Origin of the sequence: Pseudomonas arsenicoxydans, from assembly GCF_900103875.1 — a bacterium.
GTDB lineage: Bacteria > Pseudomonadota > Gammaproteobacteria > Pseudomonadales > Pseudomonadaceae > Aquipseudomonas > Aquipseudomonas arsenicoxydans.
In genome coordinates, this window is record NZ_LT629705.1 from 4,666,186 (window position 1) to 4,691,142 (window position 24,957).

The 24,957-nt window shown below is 59.6% G+C and carries 15 protein-coding genes and 1 pseudogene; 2 read left to right on the forward strand and 14 right to left on the reverse strand.

The features are described 5' to 3' along the window. Positions 1-90: 90 nt before the first annotated feature. The 12 genes and pseudogenes from BLQ41_RS21830 to BLQ41_RS21885 form a co-directional block, all read right to left on the reverse strand. Complete coding sequence (locus BLQ41_RS21830; RefSeq protein WP_090184173.1) at positions 91-1,944, reverse strand: polyurethane esterase; 1,854 nt, start codon at positions 1,942-1,944, stop codon at positions 91-93. Positions 1,945-2,050: 106 nt separating this feature from the next. Further along, positions 2,051-5,098: an autotransporter serine protease gene (locus tag BLQ41_RS21835; RefSeq protein WP_090184175.1), complete on the reverse strand. Its 3,048-nt coding sequence runs from the start codon at positions 5,096-5,098 to the stop codon at positions 2,051-2,053. A gap of 75 nt (positions 5,099-5,173) precedes the next feature. Next, a pseudogene (gene eprS, locus BLQ41_RS21840) lies at positions 5,174-8,147 on the reverse strand (autotransporter serine peptidase EprS). 153 nt (positions 8,148-8,300) lie between these two features. Continuing rightward, a complete protein-coding gene (locus BLQ41_RS21845) occupies positions 8,301-9,665 on the reverse strand; it encodes a TolC family outer membrane protein (RefSeq protein ID WP_090184178.1) in 1,365 nt (454 codons plus the stop codon). 2 nt (positions 9,666-9,667) lie between these two features. Then, positions 9,668-11,017, reverse strand: coding sequence for an HlyD family type I secretion periplasmic adaptor subunit (locus BLQ41_RS21850; protein WP_090184181.1), 1,350 nt, complete (start codon positions 11,015-11,017; stop codon positions 9,668-9,670). After that, the gene (locus tag BLQ41_RS21855) at positions 11,014-12,789 is read right to left on the reverse strand and encodes a type I secretion system permease/ATPase (RefSeq protein ID WP_090184185.1); all 1,776 of its coding nucleotides are present in this window, start codon (positions 12,787-12,789) and stop codon (positions 11,014-11,016) included. The genes BLQ41_RS21850 and BLQ41_RS21855 overlap by 4 nt, the downstream gene beginning before the upstream one ends. 174 nt (positions 12,790-12,963) lie before the next feature. Next, positions 12,964-13,389 carry an AprI/Inh family metalloprotease inhibitor gene (locus BLQ41_RS21860; protein WP_090184187.1) on the reverse strand — a complete coding sequence of 142 codons (426 nt, stop codon included), beginning with the start codon at positions 13,387-13,389 and terminating at the stop codon, positions 12,964-12,966. 76 nt (positions 13,390-13,465) lie between these two features. Beyond that, complete coding sequence (locus BLQ41_RS21865) at positions 13,466-14,914, reverse strand: serralysin family metalloprotease (protein WP_090184190.1); 1,449 nt, start codon at positions 14,912-14,914, stop codon at positions 13,466-13,468. A 462-nt stretch (positions 14,915-15,376) separates the two neighbouring features. After that, positions 15,377-16,462: a polyamine ABC transporter substrate-binding protein gene (locus BLQ41_RS21870; protein ID WP_090184193.1), complete on the reverse strand. Its 1,086-nt coding sequence runs from the start codon at positions 16,460-16,462 to the stop codon at positions 15,377-15,379. A gap of 73 nt (positions 16,463-16,535) precedes the next feature. Next, entirely contained in the window at positions 16,536-16,877 is a 342-nt protein-coding gene (locus BLQ41_RS21875; protein WP_090184196.1) for a cupin domain-containing protein, read from the reverse strand. Positions 16,878-16,906: 29 nt separating this feature from the next. Then, complete coding sequence (locus BLQ41_RS21880; RefSeq protein WP_090184199.1) at positions 16,907-18,313, reverse strand: NAD(P)/FAD-dependent oxidoreductase; 1,407 nt, start codon at positions 18,311-18,313, stop codon at positions 16,907-16,909. A 50-nt stretch (positions 18,314-18,363) separates the two neighbouring features. Further along, positions 18,364-19,179, reverse strand: a complete 816-nt coding sequence (locus BLQ41_RS21885) for a nuclear transport factor 2 family protein (RefSeq protein ID WP_090184201.1) — start codon at positions 19,177-19,179, stop codon at positions 18,364-18,366. A gap of 263 nt (positions 19,180-19,442) precedes the next feature. Here BLQ41_RS21885 and BLQ41_RS21890 point away from each other — a divergent pair, with 263 nt between their 5' ends. Further along, positions 19,443-19,718: a DUF1652 domain-containing protein gene (locus BLQ41_RS21890; protein ID WP_090188743.1), complete on the forward strand. Its 276-nt coding sequence runs from the start codon at positions 19,443-19,445 to the stop codon at positions 19,716-19,718. A gap of 58 nt (positions 19,719-19,776) precedes the next feature. Here BLQ41_RS21890 and BLQ41_RS21895 read toward each other — a convergent pair whose 3' ends face one another. Then, positions 19,777-22,251, reverse strand: a complete 2,475-nt coding sequence (locus tag BLQ41_RS21895) for a UvrD-helicase domain-containing protein (RefSeq protein WP_090184204.1) — start codon at positions 22,249-22,251, stop codon at positions 19,777-19,779. A 279-nt stretch (positions 22,252-22,530) separates the two neighbouring features. On the opposite strand from BLQ41_RS21895, the gene BLQ41_RS21900 reads away from it, so the two are divergent. Beyond that, complete coding sequence (locus BLQ41_RS21900; protein WP_090188747.1) at positions 22,531-23,226, forward strand: pirin family protein; 696 nt, start codon at positions 22,531-22,533, stop codon at positions 23,224-23,226. A gap of 84 nt (positions 23,227-23,310) precedes the next feature. Here the strand turns inward: BLQ41_RS21900 and pgm are convergent, their stop codons facing one another. Beyond that, the gene (gene pgm / locus BLQ41_RS21905) at positions 23,311-24,957 is read right to left on the reverse strand and encodes a phosphoglucomutase (alpha-D-glucose-1,6-bisphosphate-dependent) (protein WP_090184207.1); all 1,647 of its coding nucleotides are present in this window, start codon (positions 24,955-24,957) and stop codon (positions 23,311-23,313) included.

Below are 24,957 nucleotides of genomic sequence, written 5' to 3' on the forward strand. Positions count from 1 at the left end.
GCGGGCAAGCCCGCTCCCACAGGTTCTGAGTCGAATGCATGTGGGAGCGGGCTTGCCCGCGATGAGGCCCATACCGGCGCCACAGGACTATCAGGCAATCACAATCCCTGAGCCGGACAAACTGTCCAGTCCAACCCCGACCAGCGTCACCGAATCCGCACCAAACGTCAGCACCGTATCGTGTCCCACTGCCGTGGCATGCGCCCGATAGTCATCGCTCGGCGTCACCCCTTGTACCCCGAGAAACACCAGCTTGTCGTTGGCCTGATAGCCCAGCACCCTATCCTGACCAAATGCGCCGCTGAACAGGAACGTATCGACCCCGCCACCCGATTCCATCAGGTCGTTCCCCGCCCCGCCCACCAACACATCATTGCCCTTGCCGCCGATCAGGTGATCGTTGCCGTCCAGGCCAAACAACCAGTCGCCCGTCGCCTGGGCCTTGAGCGTATCGGCACTTGAGCCCCCCTTCACCGAGGACACGTACTGCGTCAGGTTATTGCCCGCCAACAGCCCGTTGGCCGTCACGCTGTGGGTCACCTCATCCTTGAGCAGTCCCCACAAGCCCCCCGGTTCCTGAGTGACAAGGCTGCCGATGTCGCGGGTGATGCTGATGCCGCCATGGGCATCACGCACATACAGGTTGCCGGCGCCGTCGTTGGCGAATTCAAAGCCCTTTACCGACTGCTGCAAGTCCAACACGTTGTTGCCCTTGCCACCGAGCAGGATGTTGTAGCCGCCCGCATCGCGGAAGGTGTCGTTGCCGTCACGGCCCTCCAGATAGTCATTGCCCTTGCCGCCCTGAATCAGGTCATTGCCGTCGCTGCCGATGATGAATGTGCTGCCCTTGTGGGTTTCAGCGTTGCGATTCAGGTCCTGCACCCAGGTCGTGGCGCGCGCCGGGTCCGAGAGGTTGGCGACGATGATCGTCGAGTCTTTGCCGGTGAGGTCGTAGAACGACGATTCGATGACCCGATTCATGCCGTCGCCATAGGCGGTGGGCAGGTGCGAGATCCACGTTGGAATGTTGAGAATGGAGAACGGCAGCACATTCCACGCCGTCGAGGCGTAGTGGTCATTGAAGCTGACGATATTATCGGTCGCCGAGTCCTTGGGGGCATCGTGCACGCCCACCGACGACAGGTTAAAGGAGGAACCGTCGAGGGCTCGAAACACCGGATCGTTTTCGTAACCGACGTTGAGCACTTTGTCGGTGCTGCTCTGGGTTGGCGACGCGTAGGCAATGTAATTGGAGTCCTGATAGAACCCGTTCCACTTGCCGCTGCTCAAGTCCGCCAGGCTGTTGACCGCCAACCCGCCCAGGCTGTGGCCACTGACCAGGACGTTTTTGCCCGACAGGCCATTGGCCTGGGCAAACGCCGCGACATCGCCCAGCAAATGGCCGAAGGCTTCGCCAACGTAGTTTTTCGCATAATCCTTGGGACCCAACGCCGCCAGCAGATCGTTGATCACGTCCCCGATGGAATCGCTGATCAAGGTTTCCCTCGGACCGCTGGTGCCACGAAAGGCGATGCCGATTTCGGTGAGATGCCCTTGCGCATCGTACTTGCCGAGGATCTCCACCTGCGCGCTGGTGTAGCCGGCTTTCTCACCGAAGAACGTTCCGCGCGCATCGACCTTGCCGTCATAGCCCAATTGCGAGGCGGTGATCGGCGTCCAGCCGGCTTTGTGCACGGCATCCAGCGCTGCTTTTTCCGAGTCGGGGTTCCATGGAATTCCGGGAATCACCCCTTGGGAATCGGCGCCGCCCAATAGCGCAGTGACCAGTGTCGCCGGCAAACCAAGGCCAAAGCCGTTGTGCTGGTAACCGGTGGCAAAGCCGTTGTCGAGGTTGTGGTAGGAATACAGCGTGATCGCCATCGCGTCAGTGAATAACGCTTTGGAATCTGCCGTGCCGAAGTTCTTGTAGTCGTACACACCCATTGGTATTGCCTCTCTTTTTTTGGAATTGTCAGAGATAGCTCACAACCAGGACGCCCCACTCACGAGGCGCACCGGAGCTTCTAGTGCATGCTTGCTTTGCGTTAAATCAGAACTGCCAGTCGAGCGTCAGACCCACGCCGTGGTCCTTCTCGCGGGAACCGAGCAGTCCGTTGTAATCCAGGCTCAAACGCACATCCTGCGCCACCGCCAGACCGGCTCGCGCGCCTATGACGGCGGCGTTACGGTCCAGGGAAACGCTTTGCACGCTGAACCCGGTGTTGCCGTTGACGAAGGCCAGATGGTCTTCGGAACGGGTGTTGCTCAGGTTGTGCTGCCAGCCCAGCGTGCCGGACAGTTCAAGTTGCTGCTTATCCGACAGCGCAATGGCTTTGCTCGCCCGCAGGCCGAGGGTCGAAAGCACGGCGTCGCGATTGTCTTCGCCGCCCTTGAGTGCGGCGGCATCGCCCTTCTCGGTGAAGCTGTCGCTGTTCAAGTGCACGTATGCCAGGTTGGCGAACGGTTCCAGCGCCAGCGGTTGCAGGTCCAGGCGATACGCGGCTTCCGTGAACAACTGTGCGGTCGTGGCATCGCGCTTGGATTTCTGCTTGCCGCTGACATCGCCCAATTGCAGTTCCCGTTTCACATCGATGCGATGCCAGCTGTAAGCGCCGCCGACGCTCAAGCGCAGGGCGTCGATTTCATGGCCCACATAGGCGCCCAAGTGGTAGCTGTCGACGGAAGCCGACGAGTGCGTGCCATCGCCCAGGCTCAATGAACTGTCGCTATAACCGGTGACGAAACCCAGCCGCGTATCTTCAGTGATCAGACCGTCGACGCCGGCCAGCAAGCCACCAATGGAGCTTGTGGAACTGGCGTTGTCGTGCCCGCCATCACTCTTGCCCCAGGCGCCAAGGACTTTGACCCAGGCGTTGCTGCGGTCATCGGTAGGCGCGGCGGCATCGAACAGATCACGCTCACGCAGGCGCTCGCCCACGGCATCGCGCAGGTAACGGCTGTCGTTGAGCAACAGCGTGCCGATGGCCGGGTGAATCTCGCCGGACAACTGCTGGAAGGCTTGTTGCGCGACGGCGGCGGTTGGCGACAGCAGCAATGTTTCATAGAGCGAATTGCCCGCGCCGAGTTGCTCGGCCGCAGCGGCGACGGCGCGTTGATTCGGGGTCTGGCCGACGCTGGCGAAGGATGCTGCATTGCGTTCTACCGCCAGTTGCACGCCATTGGCCGAGTAGTCGAGCGCGCCGCCGATGAACAGATAGTTGGGCAGCACTGCGCCGAACTGGCCCTGGATGCCGCCGGCCGCTTGCAGGATGTTGTACTGGTGGCCGAGCAAGGATTTCACTTCGCCAGTCGTCAGCAAGGTCGGGCTGTTTTCCAGGGACAGGCTGACCGTCGCGCCATCGATCACGGCTTTACCGCCCGCCACGATCTGGTCGCTGTTGGTCGGCGATAACTCCACGGCGTAGGTCGAGCCACGCTCGAAAGTCACATCATCGGCGACCTGCAAGGTGCCGATGGAATTGCCAGGCGCCACGGTGCCGCCGCTTTTGGCGGTCAGTGCGCCAATGCGACCGTTACCGCCGAGGATCCCGCTGTCATTGACGGTGACCGCCGAGAGCAGCGAGCCGTTGATGGCCAGCCGGCCCTGATTGACCAGCGTCGGGCCCGCGTAAGTGTTGGCGCCGGTCAGCACCAGCGTGCCGATGCCTTGCTTGGTCAGGCCGCCATGACCGGCAATGTCGTTGCGCCACACGTCCAGTCCGCAATGCACGTCATTGCACACGCGCTCGGTTGGTTTGCCCGCATCGATCGTCGCGCCGATACCCGGCAAGTCCGCCACAAACTGGCTGGAACCGTAGGCGCCCTGGATGCGGAACTCCTCGGGAATGTCCTGCTCGGTGACCAACATCGCCGGGCCGTCGATGCCTTTGCGCAGGTTGATCATGCCCCAACCGTACAGCGCGTCGACACCCGGTGCGCCCATGTCGGTGGCCGTGGTGCGCAATACGCTGGCGACTTGGCCGCCGGTCATGTAGGGGAAGCGCTCCATCAGCACCGCGACCGCACCGGCCACATGCGGCGCCGCCATGGACGTGCCGTTTTTGTTGGCATAACCCACGGTCAGGTTATCGGCATTGGTGCCGCCGATGACCGCACTGAAGATCCGGCTGCCGGGGGCCGACACGCAGAAGCTCGCGGTGTAGCCGCAGCGCGACGAGAAGGTGCTGATGTTGTAAAGGTCCGGGCTGCTGAGGTCCGGGTTCTTTTGCAAGGCCGCGACGGTCACCCAGTTCGGTGCGATCTCCGGGACGAAATAGCCCAGGCCGGCGATGGCGTCAGGATTGTTGAGGTTGTAGTCGTTGCCGGCGGCGAAGATCGTGACGATGCCGCTGCGGGCTGCCGCGATCGCGCCGTCGTAGGCGCCGCCCTGGCGAGTGCCGAGGATCGGGCGGATCTGATTGAACTGCAGTTGCGCGTCCTGCACGGTGAAATGCGGATACGCAGGGTCGCGCCCGCCCAGATCGAAGCGATCGGTGATGCCGATGCCCCAGCTGTTGTTGATGATCCGTGCGCCGCTGGCAATCAAGGCGTCCCAACCCGCCTTGTACACCGCGCCGTCGTTGCCAAGGATGATGCCGTCTTCGGGACCGGGGTCACCATTGTCCGCGCTGATGATTTGCGCGTTGTACGCCACGCCGTGCATCGGGTTGCCGTCACGGCTGCCCGCGGCAATTCCGCCGACATGGGTGCCGTGGGAACCGAGCTTGCCGTCGGAGCCGACCGAAGGCGAACCGTCATACACAAACGCGTCTCCGGCTTTGACCGGAATGTACGGGTCGGTGTATTCACGAATGCCGCGGGTGACCAGGGTGACGACCTTGTTGGCGCCCGAGAACTCCGGGTGCAGAGCGTAAACCGGTTGGTCGAAGATCCCCAGTTTCACGCCTTTGCCGCTATAGCCGGCGGCGTAGGCATCCTGAGCGTTGATGGCCCCCAGGCCCCAATCAGCGTTGAATTCCGCGCTGCGCCAGCTGTTGGGATCGCCCGCGCGGCCGTTTTCCACATAGGGTGCGGCTTGCGCGGTGCCGACCGAAGCCAATGCGCAGAGCAAGGCCAGGTTGTTGTACTTGTTAGTCATCCCGTTACCGTCCTTAGTTGTGTTGCCAAAATCCCTTTGCCTTGAAGGCACTTTCATCTTCACGCGTCTTATGCATCAGAACTGCCAATTGAGGCTAAGCCCTACGCCGTGAATCTTCTCGCGGCTGGCCAGTTGGCCGGTGTAATCGAGGTTCACGCGAATGTCGCGGCTCAGCGCGAGGCTGGCATGGGCGCCGACTAGCGCGGCATCACGCACCATGGGCGAGCTTTCTATCGAGAACGGTGTGCTGCCGCTGACGAATGCCAGGTGTTCCTCTGAATCGGTGTTCCTCTGAATCGGTGTTGCTCAGGTTGTGCTGCCAGCCGAGGCTCGCACTCAGGTCCAGTTGTTGCTGGCCGGACAGGTTCACCGTTTTCAGAGCACGCAGGCCCAAGGTGCTGAGCACCGCGTCACGGCTGTCGCCGCTGTTTTTCAGTGCAGCGGCATCACCTTTCTCGTTGAAGCCTTCGGTATCGAGGTGCACATAGGCCAGATTCACAAAGGGTTCGAGCGCCGCAGGTTGCAGGTTCAGGCGATACGCCGCTTCGCCGAACACCTGGGTGGTGCCAGCATCGACCTTGGCTTTCTGTTTGGCGCTGACGTCGCCGTATTGCAGGTCCCGTTTGACGTCGGCGCGATGCCAGCTGTAGGCGCCGCCGGCACTCAGGCGCCAGGCACCGGATTCGTGGCCGGCGTACGCGCCCAAGTGATAACTGTCGACCTTGGCCGATGAATGCGTGCCCGAGCCCATGCTGATCGAACTGTCGCTGTAGCCGGTGACCAGGCCGATCCGTGTTTGCTCATCGAGCGCCCCGTCGACCCCGGCGAGCAAGCCGCCAATCGAGGTGGTATAGCCGGCGGTGTCATGGCGCTCATCGGTCGTGCCCCAACTGCCCAGCGCCTTGATCCAGCCATTGCTCTGAGCGCCGTGGGCGTCCACCAGTCGTTCGCCGACCGCATCGCGCAGGTAGCGACTGTCGTTGATCAACACCGAGCCCAACGCCGGATAGATTTCCCCCGACAATTGCTGGAACGCTTGTTGCGCAGACGATGCATCGGGCGACAGCAGCAGGCTTTCGTAAACCGGGTTCCCTGCACCAAGACCTTCCACGGCGAACGCTACCGAGCGCTGGTTCGGCGTTTGGCCAATGCTGGCGAAGGTTGTGGCGTTGCGTTCGACACTCAGTTGAATGCCGGTGGCGGCGTAATCGAGGCTGCCGCCGATGAACAGGTAGTTGGGCAGCACCGCGCCGAACTGGCCTTGAATGCCCCCGGCCGCTTGCAGGATGTTGTACTGATGACCGAGCAGACTCTGCACTTGTTGCGCGCTGAGCAAGGTCGAACTGTTTTCCAGGAACAGGCTGACCGTCGCGCCGCTGACCGTGGCCATGCCGCCCGCGACGATCCGATCGCTAGCGGTCGGCGACAACTCCACCGCGTAGGTCGAGCCCGGGGCAAACGTGACGTCGCCATTGACCTGCAAGGTGCCAATGGAATTGCCGGGAGCGACCGTCGCGCCACGATTGGCGGTGAGTGCTGCAATTCGTCCCGAGCCGCCCAGAGTACCGCTGTCATTGACGGTGACCGCTGATGCCAGTGAACCGTTGACCGACAGCAACCCGCCATTCACCGTGGTCGGCCCGCGATAGCTGTTGTCGCCGGTCAGCATCAGCCGTCCTGCGCCGGACTTGATCAGGCTGCCTTCGTAGACCCGAGTGGCCGCTGCGGCATCGCGCAGCATGCCCACCGCATAGTCAGTCTGATCCTGCTGGCTGGCACCGACTGGCACGCCGTTCTGCCAGCCTTTGCTCTGCAACGTCTGTTGCCAGGCAGTGTGTTCGGCAGCGTCTTCGCTCTGGCGCTGGATCAGCGCCTTGTCAGTGATGTTGTTGCTCCAGACGTCGCTCTGCCCTGCCCCCAGATTGGCCTCGAACCGCCCGAGCAATTGCCCCGGCCCGTGCATCGCCCGCTCCAGGTTGGCCACGCCCCAGCCGACCCGGGTATTGGGCGCGTCGGTAATCGAACCATCGAGTTGGGTGGCGGTGGTCAGCAAGGTTTCAAGCGCCTGCTGGTTGTTCATGTACGGATAGCGTTCCATCACCAGCGCCAGGGCGCCGGTGGCATGCGGCGCAGACATGGAGGTGCCGGACTTGATCGCATAACCGGCGCCCGGGATGGTGCTGTCGATCTTCGCGCCCGGGGTGGTGATGCACCAATACTTGGCGATGCCGCACTGGTTGTATTTCTGCTGGTTGCTTTGGTCGAGCCCCGAGACTGCCAGCCAGTGACCTTCCAGGTCCGGCTGTAAATACGGCAATGCCGAGCGCACGCTGGCATTCGGGTAACCGCTGTTGCCAGCGCTGAACACGTTGATCACGCCGCGTCGGGAAACGTCGGCGGCCGCATCGAGCCATGTGCCCTTGTTCCAGTGCTGTGCGTAAGCGGCGTGCAAATCGTCGAGGGTCCGATAGCTGACGTCCGGCGGCTGGCTGCCCCAACTGTTGTTGATCGCTCGCACACCGGCATCGGCCAAGGCGTTGTAGACCGCTTTGAAGTAGCGCGGATCGGGATTGGGACCGAACAGAAAGCTGTCGTTCTTGTTGGTGTTGCCGACGTAGACCTGCGCGTTGTAGGCAACGCCGTGCATGCCGCTGCCATCGCGCGCGGCGCCAATGGTGCCCGCAACGTGGGTGCCGTGGGAGTCGTTGTTGGGATTGAGCGTGCCGTCGACGTTGAACACTGAGCCGTCGACATAACTGCCGCTGGCCAGCACAGCGTGGTAACGATCAGTGGTGAATTCGGGATGGGAGGCATCGAAGCCTGAATCGAGTTCGCCAATTTTCACGCCGTTGCCGGTGATGCCGGCGGCATAGGCTTGATCGGCCTGCATGCGGCCCAGCCCCCAATCACGCTGGAACTCGGCCGAACGCCAACTGGCGGCGTCGCCGAGGGTGCCGGTTTCCTGATACAGCGCTTGGGCGGAGCCGGGCACAAATGAAATCCAAAGCAATAGCGTGCCGACCGAAACCGGCTTGATCTGTACGTCCATGTTCACTTCTCGCTTTTCTTATTTTTTGCAGGAGCTGTGTAGGAGCTGTCGAGTGCAACGAGGCTGCGATCTTTGGGGCTTGATCTTTAAAGCAAAGTCAAAGGATCGCAGCCTCGTTGCACTCGACAGCTCCTACGGGGGTATTCGTGGGCTTTATTGTGTTCGTGGGCCTTGGCCGAATGCCTCGTCCACCTTGGCGAGATCCTGTTCGCTCAAGGTGCCGGCGTAGTAATGCAACTTGGTCCAGGCCATCAGGTAGTCATACCTTGTCTGGGCCAAATCCCGGCGGGTGGTAAATAGTTGTTGTTCGGCGTTCAGCGCATCCAGGTTGACCCGCTCACCGCCCAAAATGCTTTGTTTGGTCGAGATCACCAGCGCTTCGGCGGACTTCAGGGCTTTTTGATAGGCGCGCAGTTTGTTCACACCCGACAGGCAGGCACTGAACTGTCGGCGCAGCTCGATCAATGTTTCCCGGGTTTTGCCATCCAGTTCGTACTCGGCCTGTTCCATGGTGCGGCTGGCCTGGCGGGTCGACGCCGACACTCCGCCGCCGGCATACAGCGGCACGTTGACTTCAATGCCGATGGTGTTGGTGTCATAGCGCTGGTTGTAAGTGTTGCCGCTTTCCGACTCGTTCTGGCGCACCGATGCGTAGGCACTGACTTTGGGCAAGTGCCCGGCGCGGTTGCGTTCGACTTCATAACGCGCGACTTCCACCGCCTGGCGCTGGGAGGCCAGGTTCGGGTTGTTGGCCACGGCCATCTCGTGCCAGGTGTCGTAATTGGCCGGTTGCAGACTGAACGTCTGGAAGTTCTGGTCCAGCGGCGCCAGGTCCGTGATATCGATGGCCTGCACGCCAATCAGCGCGCCCAGTTCACGCAAGGACGCGTCCTGTTCGTTGCGCGCCTCGATTTCCTCGGCGGTTGCCAGCTCGTAACGGGACTCGGCTTCAAGAATGTCGGTGCGTGTGCCCTCGCCCTGGCGGAACATTTGCTCGTTCTGCTGGAACTGCTGCTCGAAGGCCTTTTTCTTGGCCAGCGCAATGTCGATCTGATCCTGGGCAAACAGCGCCTTGGTGTAGTTTTCCAGGACGCGCACCAGCAACTCCTGACTCTTGCCACGGAACGCTTCATCGGCAAACAACGATTGCGCCACGCCTTTGCGATACGCCGCGTAGGCCTCGTAGTCGATCAAGGGTTGTTGCAGGGTCAACGTCGAGCCGTAACTGTTGTAGTTGCGGTCATCGCTCTGGTTTTGCCCGCGCTCATTGAGATAGGTGACCTTGGAGGTATTGCGGCCCTTGTTGTAGTTGTAACCCAGTTTTGGCAACAAGCCGGCCCGACCGATGATGCGGTTTTCAAGGCCGGCATCGCGTTCCTTCATCGCGCCGAGAAACACCGGATCATTGCGCAACGCTTGCTCGTAGATATCGAACGGCCCCATGGCCATCACACTGTTGCACGTCAGCAACGCCAGGGTTGCCGCGAGCATGGAAAGCTTATTCATACAGCCGAACATCCTTATTCCTCGGTCAACGCGGAGCCTGCCCGGTCGAGCAGCGGTTTGAACAGATAGTTGAGGAGTGAACGTTCACCGGTGCGCACGAACATTTCCGCCGGCATGCCGGGCTTGATCACCAGGCCGTTGAGTTTTTCCATCGCCTGGTCGCTGACACTGCTGCGCAGCACGTAGTACGGCGCGCCGGTTTTTTCGTCGACCATCTGGTCGGCGGAGATCAGGCTGACCTCGCCTGGGACGCGCGGTGTACGGCTCTGGTTGAACGCGGTGAACAGGATGTCCACCGGCAAGTGGGTGCCCACCTTGTCGATCAGGTTGATCGGCAGGTGCCCTTCCACTTCCAGGCGTGTGCCTTGGGGCACGATCTCCAGCAAGGTTTCGCCCTGACGCACCACCGCGCCTTCGGTGTGCACCCCAAGGTTGACCGCGATGCCGTCGGCGGTGGCGATGATCTCGCTGTGTTGCAGATCGAAGCCGGCGGAAGTCAATTGTTCTTCCAGCGTCACGCTCTTGAGTTGCGCGTCGGCTAACTGTGTGCGGACTTCTTTCTGGTACTCCTCGATGTGCTGTTGCAGCTTCAGGCGAGATTCAATGATGCCCTGCTCCACCCGCCCGCTTTCGCCGGCGTTTTCCGCCAATTGCTGCTGAACTTGCGACAGCTGACGTTGGTACTCCATCAGCCGGTTACTCGGGATGTAGCCGTTGTCCGCCAAGGGCTGCAGATTGCTCAACTGCTTTTGCAGGGAACTGGCCTGTGCTGTCAGGTCCGTGCGCGCGCGGCGCATCCCGGCCAGTTGCGCCCCGGCACCTTCGATACTGGCGCGCAAGGCTGCCTGCTCGCGGGAAAATGCTTCGCGGCGGCTACTGAACAATTGCCGCTGGCCTTCCAGGACCAGCGCCAGGCGTGGATCGGGATCGTTGCTCAGTTCAGCGGGGAAATTCACTTGCTTGAGGTTGTCACGTTCGCTCTGCCAGCGGGCCAGGCTGGCCCAGGCCATGCGGTATTGCGCTTGCAACGATTGCACGTCAGCCGCGACCTGGGTCTGGTCGAGCTGGAACAGCGGCTGGCCCAGCTTCACCACCTGGCCTTCGCGCACCAGAATCCGGCTGACGACGCCGCTGCTCATCGATTGCACGGCCTTGCGCTTGCCCGACACCACCACCGTGCCTTGCACCGGGATGCCTTGATCGAGCGGCGCAAGACTGGCCCAGGTGAAGAAACTGCCCGCGCCGACGATGGCCAGGATCCAGCCCATGCGGGCGAAGAAACGCGCATCGCGCTCGGGGCGTTCGGCGATGTAATCGTGTTCCATCGTCGCTTCGTTTTCAGTGTTCATGCGTGTGCTGCTCATACACCCGAATTCCTTGTCGTGGGCTGCTGCTGGCGACTCATGCTGAGCCCGCCCGGTGCTTGCGCAGTTTTTTCACGTTGCTGTTCCTGAGCGCCGGAAAGTGCCTTGAGCACCTCTTGGCTGGGGCCGTAGGCCTGCAAACGGCCTTCGTTGAGCACTAGCAATTTGTCGGCCTGGGCCAATGCCGAGGAACGATGGGTCACCAGAATCACGCTGGTGCCCCGGGCCTTCATGTGCGCGATGGCACCCGCCAGGGCGGCTTCACCCACGGTGTCGAGGTTGGAATTGGGCTCATCGAGCACCACCAGGCTTGGATTGCCGTACAGCGCACGAGCCAATGCCACCCGTTGTTTCTGACCGCCGGACAGACCGCTGCCGTCCTCCCCCAGCACCGTGTCGTAGCCTTGTGGCATGCGCAGGATCAGCTCATGCACGCCCGCCTGTTGCGCGGCCTCGACGACTTTTTGCGGATCGGCTTCACGAAACCTGGCGATGTTTTCGGCGATGCTGCCGCTGAACAATTCGATGTCCTGCGGCAAGTAGCCGATGTACGGGCCGAGGTCGTCGCGGTTCCAACGATGGATGTCGGCGCCGTCGAGCCGCACGGTGCCGCCCAGGGTTGGCCAGACGCCGACCAGCACCCGGGCCAGGGTCGATTTACCGGAGCCGGAAGCGCCGAGCACGCCCATGACTTCCCCGGCGCCCAGGCTGAAATTGACCATGTGCAAGGTCGCGGCGCGCCGCCCCGGCGGACCCGCACTGACCTGTTCAAAGGTGATCTGCCCCTTCGGTGCCGGCAGTGCCATCGCCTCGTCACTCGGCGGAAAAGCTTGCAGCAAAGCATCAAGACGGCGGTAAGCGAGCTTGGCGCCGCTCCATTGTTTCCAGACCGCGATCAATTGATCGATGGGACTGAGGACGCGGCCCATCAGAATGGACCCGGCGATCATCATCCCGGCGGTCATATCGCCCTTGATGACCAGCAACGCCCCCAGGCCCAGCACCAAAGATTGCAGGCACAGACGCAAGGTTTTGCTCAGGGAGCTGATGACGGCGCCGGTGTCGCTGGCCTGATTCTGCAGACCGAGGAAGCGCGAGTGCACTTGGAACCAACGCTTGCGCAACACCCCGAGCATGCCCATCGCCTGGATGGTTTCGGCATTGTGCAGATGGCTGGTCGCCAGTTGGCTGGACTTCTGGGAAAAACCCGCGGCCTCCCCCAACGGCTTTTTAGTCATCGCCTCGTTGAGGCATGCCAAGCCGATCAGCAACACCGCGCCCGCGGTGGCCAATACGCCGAGCCAAACGTTGAACAGGAAAATAACGAACAGGTACACCGGGAACCACGGCGCATCGAAGAACGCGAACAGCGCAGGACCGGTGACGAATTGGCGAATGTGGGTCAGGTCCCCGAGGGATTGCCCGGCGTTGCCTTCGCCTTTGAACAGGTTGCGTTCGAACGCGGCCTGATACACCCGCAAATTGAAGCGCCGCTCCAACTGGCTGCCGATGCGAATAACGATGAAGCTGCGCACGACCTCAAGCAAACCGATGAAGGCAAAGAACCCGACCACCATCAGTGACAACATGGCCAGGGTAGTTTCGTTTTGCGAAGACAGCACGCGATCATAGACCTGGAGCATGTAAATCGACGGGACCAGCATCAATACGTTAATTAACGCGGTGAAACACCCTACGCTGATCAGGATGCTCTTGTAGTCGCCCAAGGCTTTGAATAGTGGTGCGGTGGCTGGGCTCTTTGCCATCTTCATGGGTTCTTCCTGAGGTGTTATTCCCCGTCATACCTGACGAAGTCTCCAGTAACTGTTCGTGCAGAAGCCGCTATAGGTTTGGAGCACTAGCGCTTACAAACCAATAACAACTTTTAATCTGGTTTAGTGCTTATCACGATAATGACTGTCACGCTTTTCGCTGCTGTCTGTTTATTACTGCGTCTGACGCACAAGTGTTATGACCTGAGCGGATTTCAATGTGGCTGCATAAGAACCATCACGCTGGCGGCTGAGAAACAGAATCTTGGAACCTTCGTTACCGGTAATCGCAATACCGTCCGGCTCGGTGAACCAACCGATCGCTTTTTCACCCGCCAGCCATGCGCTTAAACAATCTGCGCCTTCACCCAGCGTTTGCTTCAGCTGGAAGTCGATGACGCACACATTGGATGGTTTGTCCTGCAATGCCAGCGACTCTGATGAGTCATCCCTGGCACTCAAGGTTGCCTGCCATTTGCCGGCCAGTTCCGAGGGATCTGTCAATTTCAAACTACTTGCCATGGCGGTCTCTCCAATGAAAATCATGAACGTCGCCAGAAGCCACGCGGTTGTTCGACGGATCAAGGCCTTATGAGCCATAGGTTGTTGTACTCCAGCTTGCAGGCTTTTTGCGCAGAGGGCAGCGCATCGGCGCCACCCTCCTTTTCGCATCACATTACGCGGCGATGTCCGAGAACGCCGCCTGGCCAACGGTGCTGACCAGGAAATCAGCCACGCCGTGCCCGGAGAAGTCCACCGACAACAGGCTGTTACCGCCCGACGAGGTCAACACCGCATCGCCTGCCGCACCGGTGAACGAATTCACGAAGTGCAGGCCGGCGCCCTTGGTGATGCCGGTCAGGTCGATCTTGTCCAGGCCGCTGACAAAATCGAGGATCTGGTCGGCAACACCTGGCTTGGAATCGCTGCTGGCCGCGAACACAAAGGTGTCCGACCCAGCGCCGCCCCACAGTTTGTCCGCGCCGCCCGCGCCGTAGAGGATGTCGTTGCCGGCACCGCCCTTCAGCTCGTTGGACACGCCATTACCAATCAACAGGTCGTTGCCCGAACCGCCAATCGCGTTCTCGATGGTTGCGCCCTTGGCAATGGACACGTTGCCCACCAGGCCACCGACATCGGAGAACGAGGCTTCATTGAGGTTGATCTTCTGGTTCTGGGTGAAACCGGAGAAATCCAGCGTGTCTTTGCCGCCCGCATCCCAGACCGAGAACACGACCTTGTCCGACGACGAAGACGCGCTCAGGAAGTCGCGACCAGCGTTGGAGTTGAAGCCATAGGTGGTGTCACCGGTGCGGGTGGTGGTGTTGGCGCCGTAGAGTTTCTGGATCGCAGCAATGTCGTCCATCAACGGCCCGGACGAATACGCTTCGACACCGCCCTTGCTGAAGTTCTGGCTGGTATTGCTTTCACTCCAGTAGCTCATGACGCTGTAGCCGCGGGTGTCTTGCCCGTAGGAAGCGTCATTGTAGGTCGGCGCACCTTCACCGGCGTTGTAGTCGCCAGGGTGGGCCAGGCCCAGGGTGTGACCGATTTCGTGCGTCAGGGTTTGACGACCGTAATTGTTCAGGTCCGGCGTCTTGTTCGGCGTGTAGCTGCTGTTGGTCAGGTACCACGAAGAACCGTCGTAACCTGCGCCCGTGCCAGGCAGATAGGCAAACGCCGCTGCGCCGTCCTGACCGCCGCTGTAGTTGCCGAAAGTCATGTGACCGTCGCCGCCCGTGGCCTTTTCAGCAAAGGTGACATTGGCGACGTCAGCCCAGGATTGCATGGCGAGCACAGCCTGGGCTTTTTGTTGCGAGCTGAACTGACTGAAGCCGGTAATCCCATGCTTGTTCATGGTGCTCGATGACGCCGAGGTCAGGAACGTATAGGTCAGTTCGATTTTGCCGCTGCCGTCCTTGTCCTGGTAAGCAGCGCCGTCGCGCAGCAATTGGGTCGCTGCCTGGTCGACGGAATAGGAGGGTTTGCCATTGACCGTGAGATTGCCACCCCGGTCATACTGATGGCTGAAGCTGTCGATCTGGCTGTAAGCGGAACTGGGAGCAGCCAATGGCGCAAAGGCCTGTTCAGCAAGACCGATAGCGTTATCTTTTACTTTCGACATAAACACACTTCCTTGTTTAGCAATGGAACAGTTTTTTTCAGATAGCGACAATCTCTGGCGAGATCGTCCTATCACTCGCCCAATGAAGGCGAAAGAAAACTGACACAATTCGAAATCAAACGTCTACTGTTTTTTTGACGTCAAATTGTGCTGTTCCAGCAAGTACCCGGAAACAATGCATGCGCTGTCGAAATAATGTTGTAAATAGGTCGCTTCGGGGAGATTGTCTGACAACTGCGTATTTAAATATTAAATAGGCCTAAGTTGTTTTATGGCTAAGGCGTCTCATTTTTTCGGACTTATTAGTATCAGTGCCAGCGAATTGATATCAGTTTATTTATATTTGATGGGATTTGGAAAACGGCCAATACGAAGGTGACCAGCATTCAAGCAGTAAGGTATTCCATTGCCTCCTGACCATTGAAAGGAGGCTCGGAATCTACTGCATTGCCAGCCTGCCCCCTAGCTACCCGTCCGAATCTTGTTCCACACCCGCGTGCGGATTCGGTCGATGTTCAGCGGCATCGCCTCCAGTGCGAACAGCTTGCCCATCATTTCCGGGCTCGGATAAACCTTGGTGTCGTTCTTGATGGCCGGGTCGATCAGGCTGTCAGCCTGCTCGTTGCCGTTGGCGTAGTGCACGTAATTGCTGATGTCGGCCATGACGTTGGGGCGCAGCAGGTAATTCATGAAGGCATAGCCGGCCTTGTCGTCCGGGGCATCGGCGGGCATGGCGACCATGTCGAACCAGATCGCGGCCCCTTCCTTGGGAATCGCGTAACCGATGTCCACGCCGTTCTTGGCTTCTTTGGCGCGGTTCTCGGCTTGCAGGATGTCGCCAGAGAAGCCGACGGCCACGCAGATGTCGCCATTGGCCAGGTCGCTGGTGTATTTGGACGAGTGGAAATAGCTGACATACGGCCGAACCTTCATCAGCAACGCTTCAGCTTTTTTGTAATCTTCCGGGTTTTTGCTGTGATGCGGCAGGCCCAGGTAGTTCAGCGCGGCCGGCAGCAGCTCCGGGCCGTTGTCGAGGATCGCCACGCCGCACTTTTGCAGTTTGGCCATGTTCTCGGGCTTGAAAATTAGATCCCAGGAATCCAACGGCGCGTTGTCACCCAGTACGGCTTTGACCTTGGCAATGTTGTAGCCAATGCCAGTGCTGCCCCACAGGTACGGGAAGCCATGTTCGTTACCGGGGTCGTTGGTTTGCAAAGCGTTGAGCAATACCGGGTTGAGATTTTTCCAGTTCGGCAACTGACTCTTGTCGAGTTTCTTCAACGCGCCACCCTGAATCTGCCGGGCCATGAAGTGGTTGGATGGGAACACCACGTCATACCCGGATTTGCCGGTCATCAACTTACCGTCGAGGGTTTCATTGCTGTCGTAGACGTCGTAGCTGAAGGCAATGCCGGTTTCTTTCTGGAAGTTTTTGGTGGTGTCCGGGGCGATGTAGTCGGACCAGTTGTAAATCTTGACGGTCTCGGCCGCATGGCTGAGTGACGCAACGAGCGCAAGGGGTGCCAGAGTCAGTGTCTTTCGGATCATGAGTCGATTCCTGTATGGGCTGTTGTGCTTTTTATTGGGCTGGCAGGCAATCAAAAGATCAAAATTCAAAAAATCAGAAAATCAAAACGTAGGTCTTGCGCACGGTCTCCTGGATATCCCAGATACCGGTGCTGTTGGCTGGCAACATCAGTGCGTCACCGGCTTCTATGTGCAGGGTTTCACCGTCGTCCGGGGTGAAAGTGCAGCGGCCCTGGATGAAGTGACAGAATTCCTGGGCGACGATCTGCCGCCGCCAGCGTCCGGGCGTGCATTCCCAGACACCGGTTTCAACGCCATCGTCGCGTTCGACGCTGGTGGTCGAGGCCACTGCCACGGGCGTTCCCAATGGAACGGCGACCGGGTTCGACTCTTGCAGTTTCAAGGTTGCGGTGTTTTTGAATTGCGTGATGCCCATGGGAGTACCTGTGGTGTGAGAAGCGCTGTTTACTGCATGAAACCTTCCATGAACCCCGCCACCTTGCTGGCCAGCTTGCGCCGCCACGGGGCAGTGGCCGGGTTGGCCAGGGTCTGGTCTTCGTGGACGAAGCTGCGGATGATCGCGTTGTAGCCCAGCCAGCGGCAGGGTTCCGGTTCCCAGGTCCTGAGCGTGTCGAGACCGCCTTGAGACATGACCCACGGCTGGCGGACCAATTCGGTATCACGCTGCAGAATCAGATCGGCCAGGGTTCTGCCGCCCAGGTTGCTGGCACCGACGCCCTCCCCGCCATAACCGCCGGACAAGGCAATGCCGCTGGCGTGATCGCAGAGCATGTGCGGTTTGAAGTGTCGGGACATGCCCAGGTTGCCGCCCCACGCATGGGTGATCCGCACGTTCCTGAGTTGCGGGAAGAGCTCGCTGAACAGGTAGCGCCGCAGCTCCACTTCGCGGGTGGTCAAATCGAAGTCGTGCCGCAGCTTGCCGGCAAACTGATAACCGCCACGGGCGCCGAACACCAACCGGTTATCCGCCGTGCGCTGACCGTAAGTGACCTGGCGGCTGCTTTCGCTGAATGCCTGGCCACGGCTGAGACCGATTTCGTCCCAGGTCGCGGCGGACAACGGCTCGGTAGCCACCATCAGGCTTTGCACCGGCAACTGATAGCGGCCCAGTGGCGGCAACGTCGTTGCGTACCCTTCTACGGCGGGGACGATCCAGCGACTGCGGACCTGCGCCTTGTCGGTACGCAACGACCCCGACTGCCACTGGGTGACCGCGCTGTTTTCATAAATCTTGACGCCCATGCGCTCCACCGTTCTGGCCAGCCCTCGCACTAACTTTGCCGGGTGAATGGTCGCAACGTGCGGTGCATAGATACCGCCATAAGGCTTGGCAACTCTGATCTGTTGCGCCAGTTGCTCCGGACTGAGCCAGCGATAGTCGCTTTCGGTCAGGCCCTGGCTGTAGAGCTTGTCCAGATAGTGGCGCAGGCTGGCTTCCTGCTCGGGATAACGAGCTGCACAGTAGAGCACCCCACCTTTCAGATAATCACAGTCGATGCCTTCACGTTCGAGGACAATTTCCACCTCATCTGGAATTTCGTGCAGCAAATCGAAGGACGCGCGGCGCTGTTCAGGGGGCAAGCCGGCCAGCAGGCGATCTTCGCCCAGCAGGTTGCCCATCAACCAGCCGCCATTACGACCCGATGCGCCAAAGCCAGCGGTCTGCGCTTCGACGATGGCGATATCCAGGCTGGGTGCCAGGCGCTTGAGGTAATACGCGGTCCAGAGCCCGGTGTAACCCGCGCCGATGATCGCCACGTCGACGTCCAGATCGCGCTCCAGCGCGGGACGTGCCAGCAAAGGCTCGTCGAGTTGATCCATCCACAAACTGATCGTGCGCCACGCCGACATGCCAGACTCCGCCACTCAAACTTCGATGGCGTCGATCCTAGTGCGTGGGCTCAGGGGCTGTCTTGCGCGCGTGCACGCAAAGAAATTTGTTTGGCGTAGGCCTTCGGTGACAGGCCCGTGTGTTGGCGGAAACAGGTGTAGAACGCCGATAACGAATTGAAGCCGGCGGCGAAAGCCAGTTCATCGACGCGCACGGGCGGCGTGGCAGCGTTTAGCGCGGCGAGCAAATGTTGCAGGCGCGCCCGGTTAACGTAGCGGTAGAAGCTCTGGCCCAACACCTGATTGAGCAGGTACGAAATCTGGTTGCGGCTGTAGCCGCACTCTTTCGCCACCCGCTGCAGGTCGAGCTCGGGGTCCAGATAAGGCTGTTGACGCTCGAAATACTGTTGCAGGTCTTGCGCCATGAAACTCAGCTGCCGCGGTGAAAGCCCCAGGCGACTGGCTGCCGGGCGCACATTCGCGGCCGTGTGGCTTTGCGCCTGTTCACGCACCAGCGAGGCGTATTCATTGACGCGCCAGATCAATCCGTCGCGCACCGTAATCGCCTCGCTGGAACGGAACGACACCAGCCCCTCGCTGCCGCGCAACGTCATCTGGTACTGGATAAACGCGGTGTTGCCGTCCAGGCGAATGCGATCCGAGTGTTCAAGCGCTTCGTCCGGGTTGCGCGGCATGCTGTCACGCACGTACTGACGCAGTTCGTCGAGCCCCATGACCCGATTCTGGAAAAAGTCGTTGTACTGAATGTCCGGGTGATAAAGCGCCATCACGCCGTCCAGATCACGGTGTTTCCAGCACAAGTGGTAGCGCATGACCGTCTCGCCCGTGGCCTGGGCTTGCAGCGGGCCATCATCATCGGCGTGCATAAATGACTCGACGAAAAAAAGCCGAGCTTGCCGAAGTTCTGTCTCAGCATCAATGAGTGGGCAGAATCAGCCCAGCGCCAAACCACTCCGACAATTGACCCACATCAAAAAAACCACCGCCAATCGCCAAACGGACTGAAAAAAATCACATGGTTTTCACATCTCGGTGCTACTTTTAAAGGCAGTCACCGGTTGAACCATTGAAGGTTCTTCCCTCCTAACATGAGCTAATGGAAGCGCTCGATGAAGAAGGCGGGCAACATATGAATAAAGGATCGTTCAGCAAAGTAACGTTTCCAAACGCCTGCCAGCTGATGCGCTGGCATTTTCATCCCATGGGATTCGAGGCGAGCATGGATGCGCCGGGCAGCATGATCGCCCGTCTGTTCGACCGCGCCAGTGGCGAGACCATGATCGCCATTGCAGGCATTCCTTGCGCAACCGTCATGAATGCCGCGGATGTAGAGCGAATAATCGAAGCCGTCGAAGACGAGCTTGAGTCTTTCATTCCACCAGTGGCCCTCAGAAGTTACGCCTGAAGGTCAATCCCACAAAAAAAAGCCCACATTATGTGGGCTTTTTTTGTGGGCGGCGGAGTCAGCCTGGGGTTTGTCCCTGACGATGATCGGCGAAGAATGGCTTGCCCTTGCCGATGCGATCAGACGCCTTGGGCATGTTCGCAGCCTGCGTGTCCTGATCGTCGACATACCAGTAGCAGTGACTCACTGCCCGCGTGATGCCGACGTAGGCCAGGCGCAAAATCTCGTCTTTCTGCGCGTTGTCATACGGCTCAGTGTCGCCTGCCTTGCCGAGGCCAGCCATGCGGTAGACCTGGTTCTTGTAAGGCGAAAGTGTCAGGTGCTGACAATCACCCAGCAGAAAAACCGCGTCCGCTTGCAGGCCCTTGGCGCTGTGATAGGTCAGCTGTTTAAGTCGGCGCGCTTCGTACGGCAAACTAGAATCAACATTAACTACAGGTTGAATATGCTGTTCTATCAATAGCTTATCGCTACTTTTTCGATAGAGCATCAAGATTGAATCACCCCGCCGGTAGTGCTCGATCAAGCGCTGGGCCATGCCTTGATCGTCACGATCCAGGACATTCACCGGCAGCACAGCCTTGGCTTCGCCGCTCGCCTTTGCCTTCTTGCCTGCGATCGCCGGTGCTGCGCGGACGATGTGCTCGGCGGCATCGATGATGTATTGATGGCTGCGATAGTTGTCGCTGAGCATCACCTTGGTGGTGCTCGGCGACAGGAACTGCTTGTTGAACTCCATGAAATACGTCGGCGAACTGCCACGCCAGCCATAAATGGACTGCCAGTCATCGCCGACACACAGCAACGATGAATGCTGCGCCCCACGGCCAACGTGCATCGCCGGGCCGCGACTGCGGATTTCAGCCAGGCTGGCGCGAATCCAGGAAACTATTTGCGGCGAAACGTCCTGAAACTCGTCGATCATCAAATGCGACAAAGGCCTTAACTGCTCATCACTCAGCAGTTTCAGGTTTTCCGGCGAATGCTCGCTGAACAAGGCAAACATTCGGTTGTAGGTCATCACCGGTGGCTTTTGATCGAGCAGATGATCTTCCAGGGCACGCCAGAACAGGCTCAAGGCCTCGAAGAAAAACCGGTCCGGGTCGTCTTTGGCAAAACTCATCTGGCCCACTGCATTCGGCACGTCGAGCCCCAGGTTTTCGATAAACCCGGCGGTTGCAACAAAACAGTCCAGCAACGGCGCCGATCCGAGCTCGCCTTTGACCTTATAGTCGAAGCCCGGCCCGGCGCTTGCGTCACCGGCCAGGGAGGCTAATACGCGCTTTGAAGACTCATAACTATCAAGCCATATCAAAGGCTTACGACAGAAAGCTTGAAACAGGGTGCGCTTCACAGCCCATTCTGCGCGGACCGTCAATTTGGCATTCGGACGGCTGAGCTGCGGATTTTCCGCAGGGTCGAACCCCAACACCACCCAGGCGTCGAGGGTCGGGATGTAACCGTGGCAATGGAACGTTGAGCCGTTGATGTCGAATGTCTGTCGATTCGGTTCGATACCCTTGATTGGCCAGGCGCCAGCGCGAAACCACAGGTCTTCGATTGTGTCGCACAGCTCTTCATCACGTTTGGCAGCCAACTCGGTCACCGCCATGCGCTTCTGCACATCGGGGTGATCGCGTTCCAGCTCCTTGAGTTGCAAGGCATGCCGAGACAAAGGCTTGATCAGTTCGCGAAAGCGCTCATCGCGGCTGTGCAGGCTGTGGAAACAGGCGTTGAGCTGCTGGCGCTGAGCGTCGTTGATTCGCAGGTCGAAAGGATTGCTGTCGACCTCTTCATCGCCGATCTGTGGGCGACTACTGAGGTTTTCAAATGCTTGCAGGCGTTCGAAACCCGGCAGGCTGCGAACCATTGGCAGGATGCGTGAATGAAAGGTGCGCACCAGGTCTCGCGCTTCTTTGAGACTCAGCACTCGCCCCCACAGGGCAAACAGCTCGACCAGCTTATTAATGAAGTCTTTGCGCGACTCACGGGTGAAGGTCACCACGGTCATCGAACCCAGCTCGAAACCCAGGTAATGGGTCAGCAGCAAAATACGCAACACCAGCGTCGTTGACTTGCCCGCACCAGCCCCGGCGATCACCGAGGTCGAAGGTGTGTCGCTGAAAATCATCTTCCACTGGGCGGCGCTGGGTTGCGCATGCGGTGGTAGCAAGCGGGCGACATCGGCCTTCATGCGTTTCTTCACTTCGGCGCTCAGTGGCAAGCGCCAATCATCGAACAGATAGTCATCGACGTTGGGCGGCCGGTGTTCGGTCGAGCGCGAATCGCGGATCAACAGCACTTGCCGACCTTCTTCCAGTCCGTCGAGCTTTCCTTCTTTATAGCCGTAATCCACCCCGGCGCTGTGCCCGCTGCGAAAACCGTCAGCTTGCCCGTGCAGCCAGGAAGCGCGGTGCTGAGCGCGCAAGCGGGTCAGGCCATGGCCAAAGAACCGGGCGGCCAAGCGTTTGAGCAGAGGCATCTCGGCCAGCGGACGGAGTTCGGGAGGAAGATCGGGGGTGTGTTGCGGCACGCGGACTGACTCCAGGGTGTGAGGCTGTTGCGGTTATGGTGTCTGTATTTGCCTTTGAGTTCTAGTGAAATGCTTACAGGTCATTGGCTTATACGATGAAGTGAAGGCTGGATGAGACTATTTCGAGGTTATTTAACATCGATTAATCCGATCATATTGAGGCACTTTTTACGCTTTTTATCGATTGGTGACTGATAGAAGATGCTCCTCATCAACCACCGGTTCTTGTTTCGTGGCTCAGGCGCTCTGCCCCATGACGAACCTTTTCAGGAGACGATCATGCTTGAACTCAGACCTTTCAACTCCCTGGGCGGCGCCCATCATGGCTGGTTGGATGCGCATCACCACTTTTCGTTCGCCGAGTACCACGATCCCAAACGCATGAACTGGGGCAACCTGCGCGTCTGGAACGACGATGTGATTGCCGCTGGCACCGGGTTTCCGAAACACCCGCACCGGGACATGGAAATCATCACTTATGTTCGTGAAGGGGCCATTACCCACGAAGATAACCTTGGCAACAAGGGGCGTACCGAAGCAGGTGACGTTCAGGTCATGAGTGCGGGCACCGGCATCGCCCACAGCGAATACAACCTGGAGTCGAGCGAAACCAAGATCTTCCAGATCTGGATCATCCCCAATGAGTCCGGTCTGGCACCGTCCTGGGGCGCAAGGCCTTTCCCCAAAGGCCAGCGCGAAGGGTTCGTGACGCTCGCCAGTGGCAAGGCCGGTGATGATCAAAGTCTGCGGATTCGTGCTGACGCGCGGTTGGTGGCAGCGAACCTGAAAGCTGGTGAGACAGCCGAATATCACTTGGATGGAGGCCGCCGTGCTTACCTGGTTCCCGCCACTGGCGTCATTGAAGTCAATGGCTTGCGTGCACAAGCTCGAGACGGTGTCGCAGTGGCCGACGAGCAGGTGTTGCGCGTCACGGCGATCGAGGACAGTGAAATCGTGTTGGTGGACCTGGCTTGAGGCTGTAAATGCCGGACAAAAAAAGGGCGACCATAGGGTCGCCCTTTTTTATGATTGCGGGACTGCCCGCGATGGGGCCTTCTTTTATTTCGCGGAAATCGCGCCGTCTACCAGCGTTTGAGCCTCTGCCACCAACTGCTTGAGGTGGTCGTCACTCACAAAGCTTTCGGCGTAGATTTTGTAGATGTCTTCGGTCCCGGAAGGACGCGCCGCGAACCAGCCGTTCTCGGTCATGACTTTCAAGCCGCCAATGGCCTGGTCGTTGCCCGGGGCATGACTGAGGATGCTCTGGATCGCTTCACCGGCCAATTGAGTCGAGGTGACCTGATCAGGCGACAGCTTGCTCAGCAAGGCTTTCTGCTCAGGGTTGGCCTTGGCATCGACGCGCACCGAGAACGGCTCGCCGAGTTCATCGGTCAACGCACGGTAGGCCTGGCTTGGGTCGCGGCCGGTACGAGCGGTCATTTCTGCAGCCAGCAAGGCCGGAATCAAGCCGTCCTTGTCGGTGCTCCAGACGCCGCCGTCCTTGCGCAGGAACGATGCGCCGGCACTTTCTTCGCCGCCAAAGCCCAGAGAACCGTCAAACAGACCGTCGGCAAACCATTTGAAGCCGACCGGCACTTCGTACAGGCGCCGTCCCAGACGCTTGGCCACACGATCGATCAAGCCACTGCTGACCACGGTTTTACCCACGGCAGCGTCGGCGCGCCATTGCGGACGGTTCTGGAACAGGTAATCGATGGACACCGCCAAGTAACTGTTCGGCGCAAGCAAACCACCGGATGGCGTCACGATGCCATGGCGGTCGTGATCCGGATCGCAGGCAAACGCTACGTCATAGCGCTCTTTGAGACCGATCAGGCCTTGCATGGCGTGACTGGAGGAAGGGTCCATGCGGATCTGTCCGTCCCAGTCGACTGTCATGAAACGGAATGTCGGATCGACCTGTTTGTTGACCACGTCCAGGTCCAGACGGTAATGCTCGGCAATCGCCGACCAGTAGCGCACCCCTGCTCCACCCAGCGGATCCACGCCCAGACGCAGCTTGGCGTCACGGATGGCATCGAAATCGATCACGTTGATCAGGTCGGCGACGTAGGTGTTGAGGTAGTCGTGGCGGTGCGTGGTGCTGGCTTTGAGCGCCTGCTCGTAGCTGATGCGTTTGACGCCGGCCAACTTGTTGCTCAGCAGTTCGTTGGCCTTGGCTTCGATCCACTTGGTGATGTGGGTATCGGCCGGTCCGCCGTTGGTAGGGTTGTATTTGTAGCCACCGCTTTGCGGCGGGTTGTGGGACGGCGTGATGACGATGCCGTCCGCCAGGCCGGAAGTACGGCCACGGTTGTAGCAAAGAATGGCGTGGGAAATCGCCGGGGTCGGCGTGTACTCATCGCCTTCGGCGATCATCACGGTAACGCCGTTCGCCGCCAGCACTTCCAGGGCGCTGGCACCGGCCGGCGTGGACAATGCATGAGTATCGATGCCGACGAACAACGGGCCATCAATGCCTTGGGCTTCACGGTACAGGCAGATCGCCTGGCTGATCGCCAGAACGTGCCATTCGTTGAAACTCAGGTCGAACGAGCTGCCGCGGTGGCCGGACGTGCCAAAGGCAACGCGCTGGGTAGAGATGGCGGCATCAGGCTGGCCGGTGTAATAGGCCGTGACCAGTCGCGGGATGTCGACCAACAATTCTGCCGGCGCCGGTTTGCCCGCAAAAGGACTGATTGTCAT

Coding starts and splice junctions, on each gene's coding strand:
- BLQ41_RS21830 (WP_090184173.1), bottom strand. CDS start 1,944: ATGGGTGTGTACGACTACAAGAACTTCGGCACGGCAGATTCCAAAGCG.
- BLQ41_RS21835 (WP_090184175.1), bottom strand. CDS start 5,098: ATGACTAACAAGTACAACAACCTGGCCTTGCTCTGCGCATTGGCTTCG.
- BLQ41_RS21845 (WP_090184178.1), bottom strand. CDS start 9,665: ATGTTCGGCTGTATGAATAAGCTTTCCATGCTCGCGGCAACCCTGGCG.
- BLQ41_RS21850 (WP_090184181.1), bottom strand. CDS start 11,017: ATGAGCAGCACACGCATGAACACTGAAAACGAAGCGACGATGGAACAC.
- BLQ41_RS21855 (WP_090184185.1), bottom strand. CDS start 12,789: ATGAAGATGGCAAAGAGCCCAGCCACCGCACCACTATTCAAAGCCTTG.
- BLQ41_RS21860 (WP_090184187.1), bottom strand. CDS start 13,389: ATGGCTCATAAGGCCTTGATCCGTCGAACAACCGCGTGGCTTCTGGCG.
- BLQ41_RS21865 (WP_090184190.1), bottom strand. CDS start 14,914: ATGTCGAAAGTAAAAGATAACGCTATCGGTCTTGCTGAACAGGCCTTT.
- BLQ41_RS21870 (WP_090184193.1), bottom strand. CDS start 16,462: ATGATCCGAAAGACACTGACTCTGGCACCCCTTGCGCTCGTTGCGTCA.
- BLQ41_RS21875 (WP_090184196.1), bottom strand. CDS start 16,877: ATGGGCATCACGCAATTCAAAAACACCGCAACCTTGAAACTGCAAGAG.
- BLQ41_RS21880 (WP_090184199.1), bottom strand. CDS start 18,313: ATGTCGGCGTGGCGCACGATCAGTTTGTGGATGGATCAACTCGACGAG.
- BLQ41_RS21885 (WP_090184201.1), bottom strand. CDS start 19,179: ATGCACGCCGATGATGATGGCCCGCTGCAAGCCCAGGCCACGGGCGAG.
- BLQ41_RS21890 (WP_090188743.1), top strand. CDS start 19,443: ATGAATAAAGGATCGTTCAGCAAAGTAACGTTTCCAAACGCCTGCCAG.
- BLQ41_RS21900 (WP_090188747.1), top strand. CDS start 22,531: ATGCTTGAACTCAGACCTTTCAACTCCCTGGGCGGCGCCCATCATGGC.
- pgm (WP_090184207.1), bottom strand. CDS start 24,957: ATGACAATCAGTCCTTTTGCGGGCAAACCGGCGCCGGCAGAATTGTTG.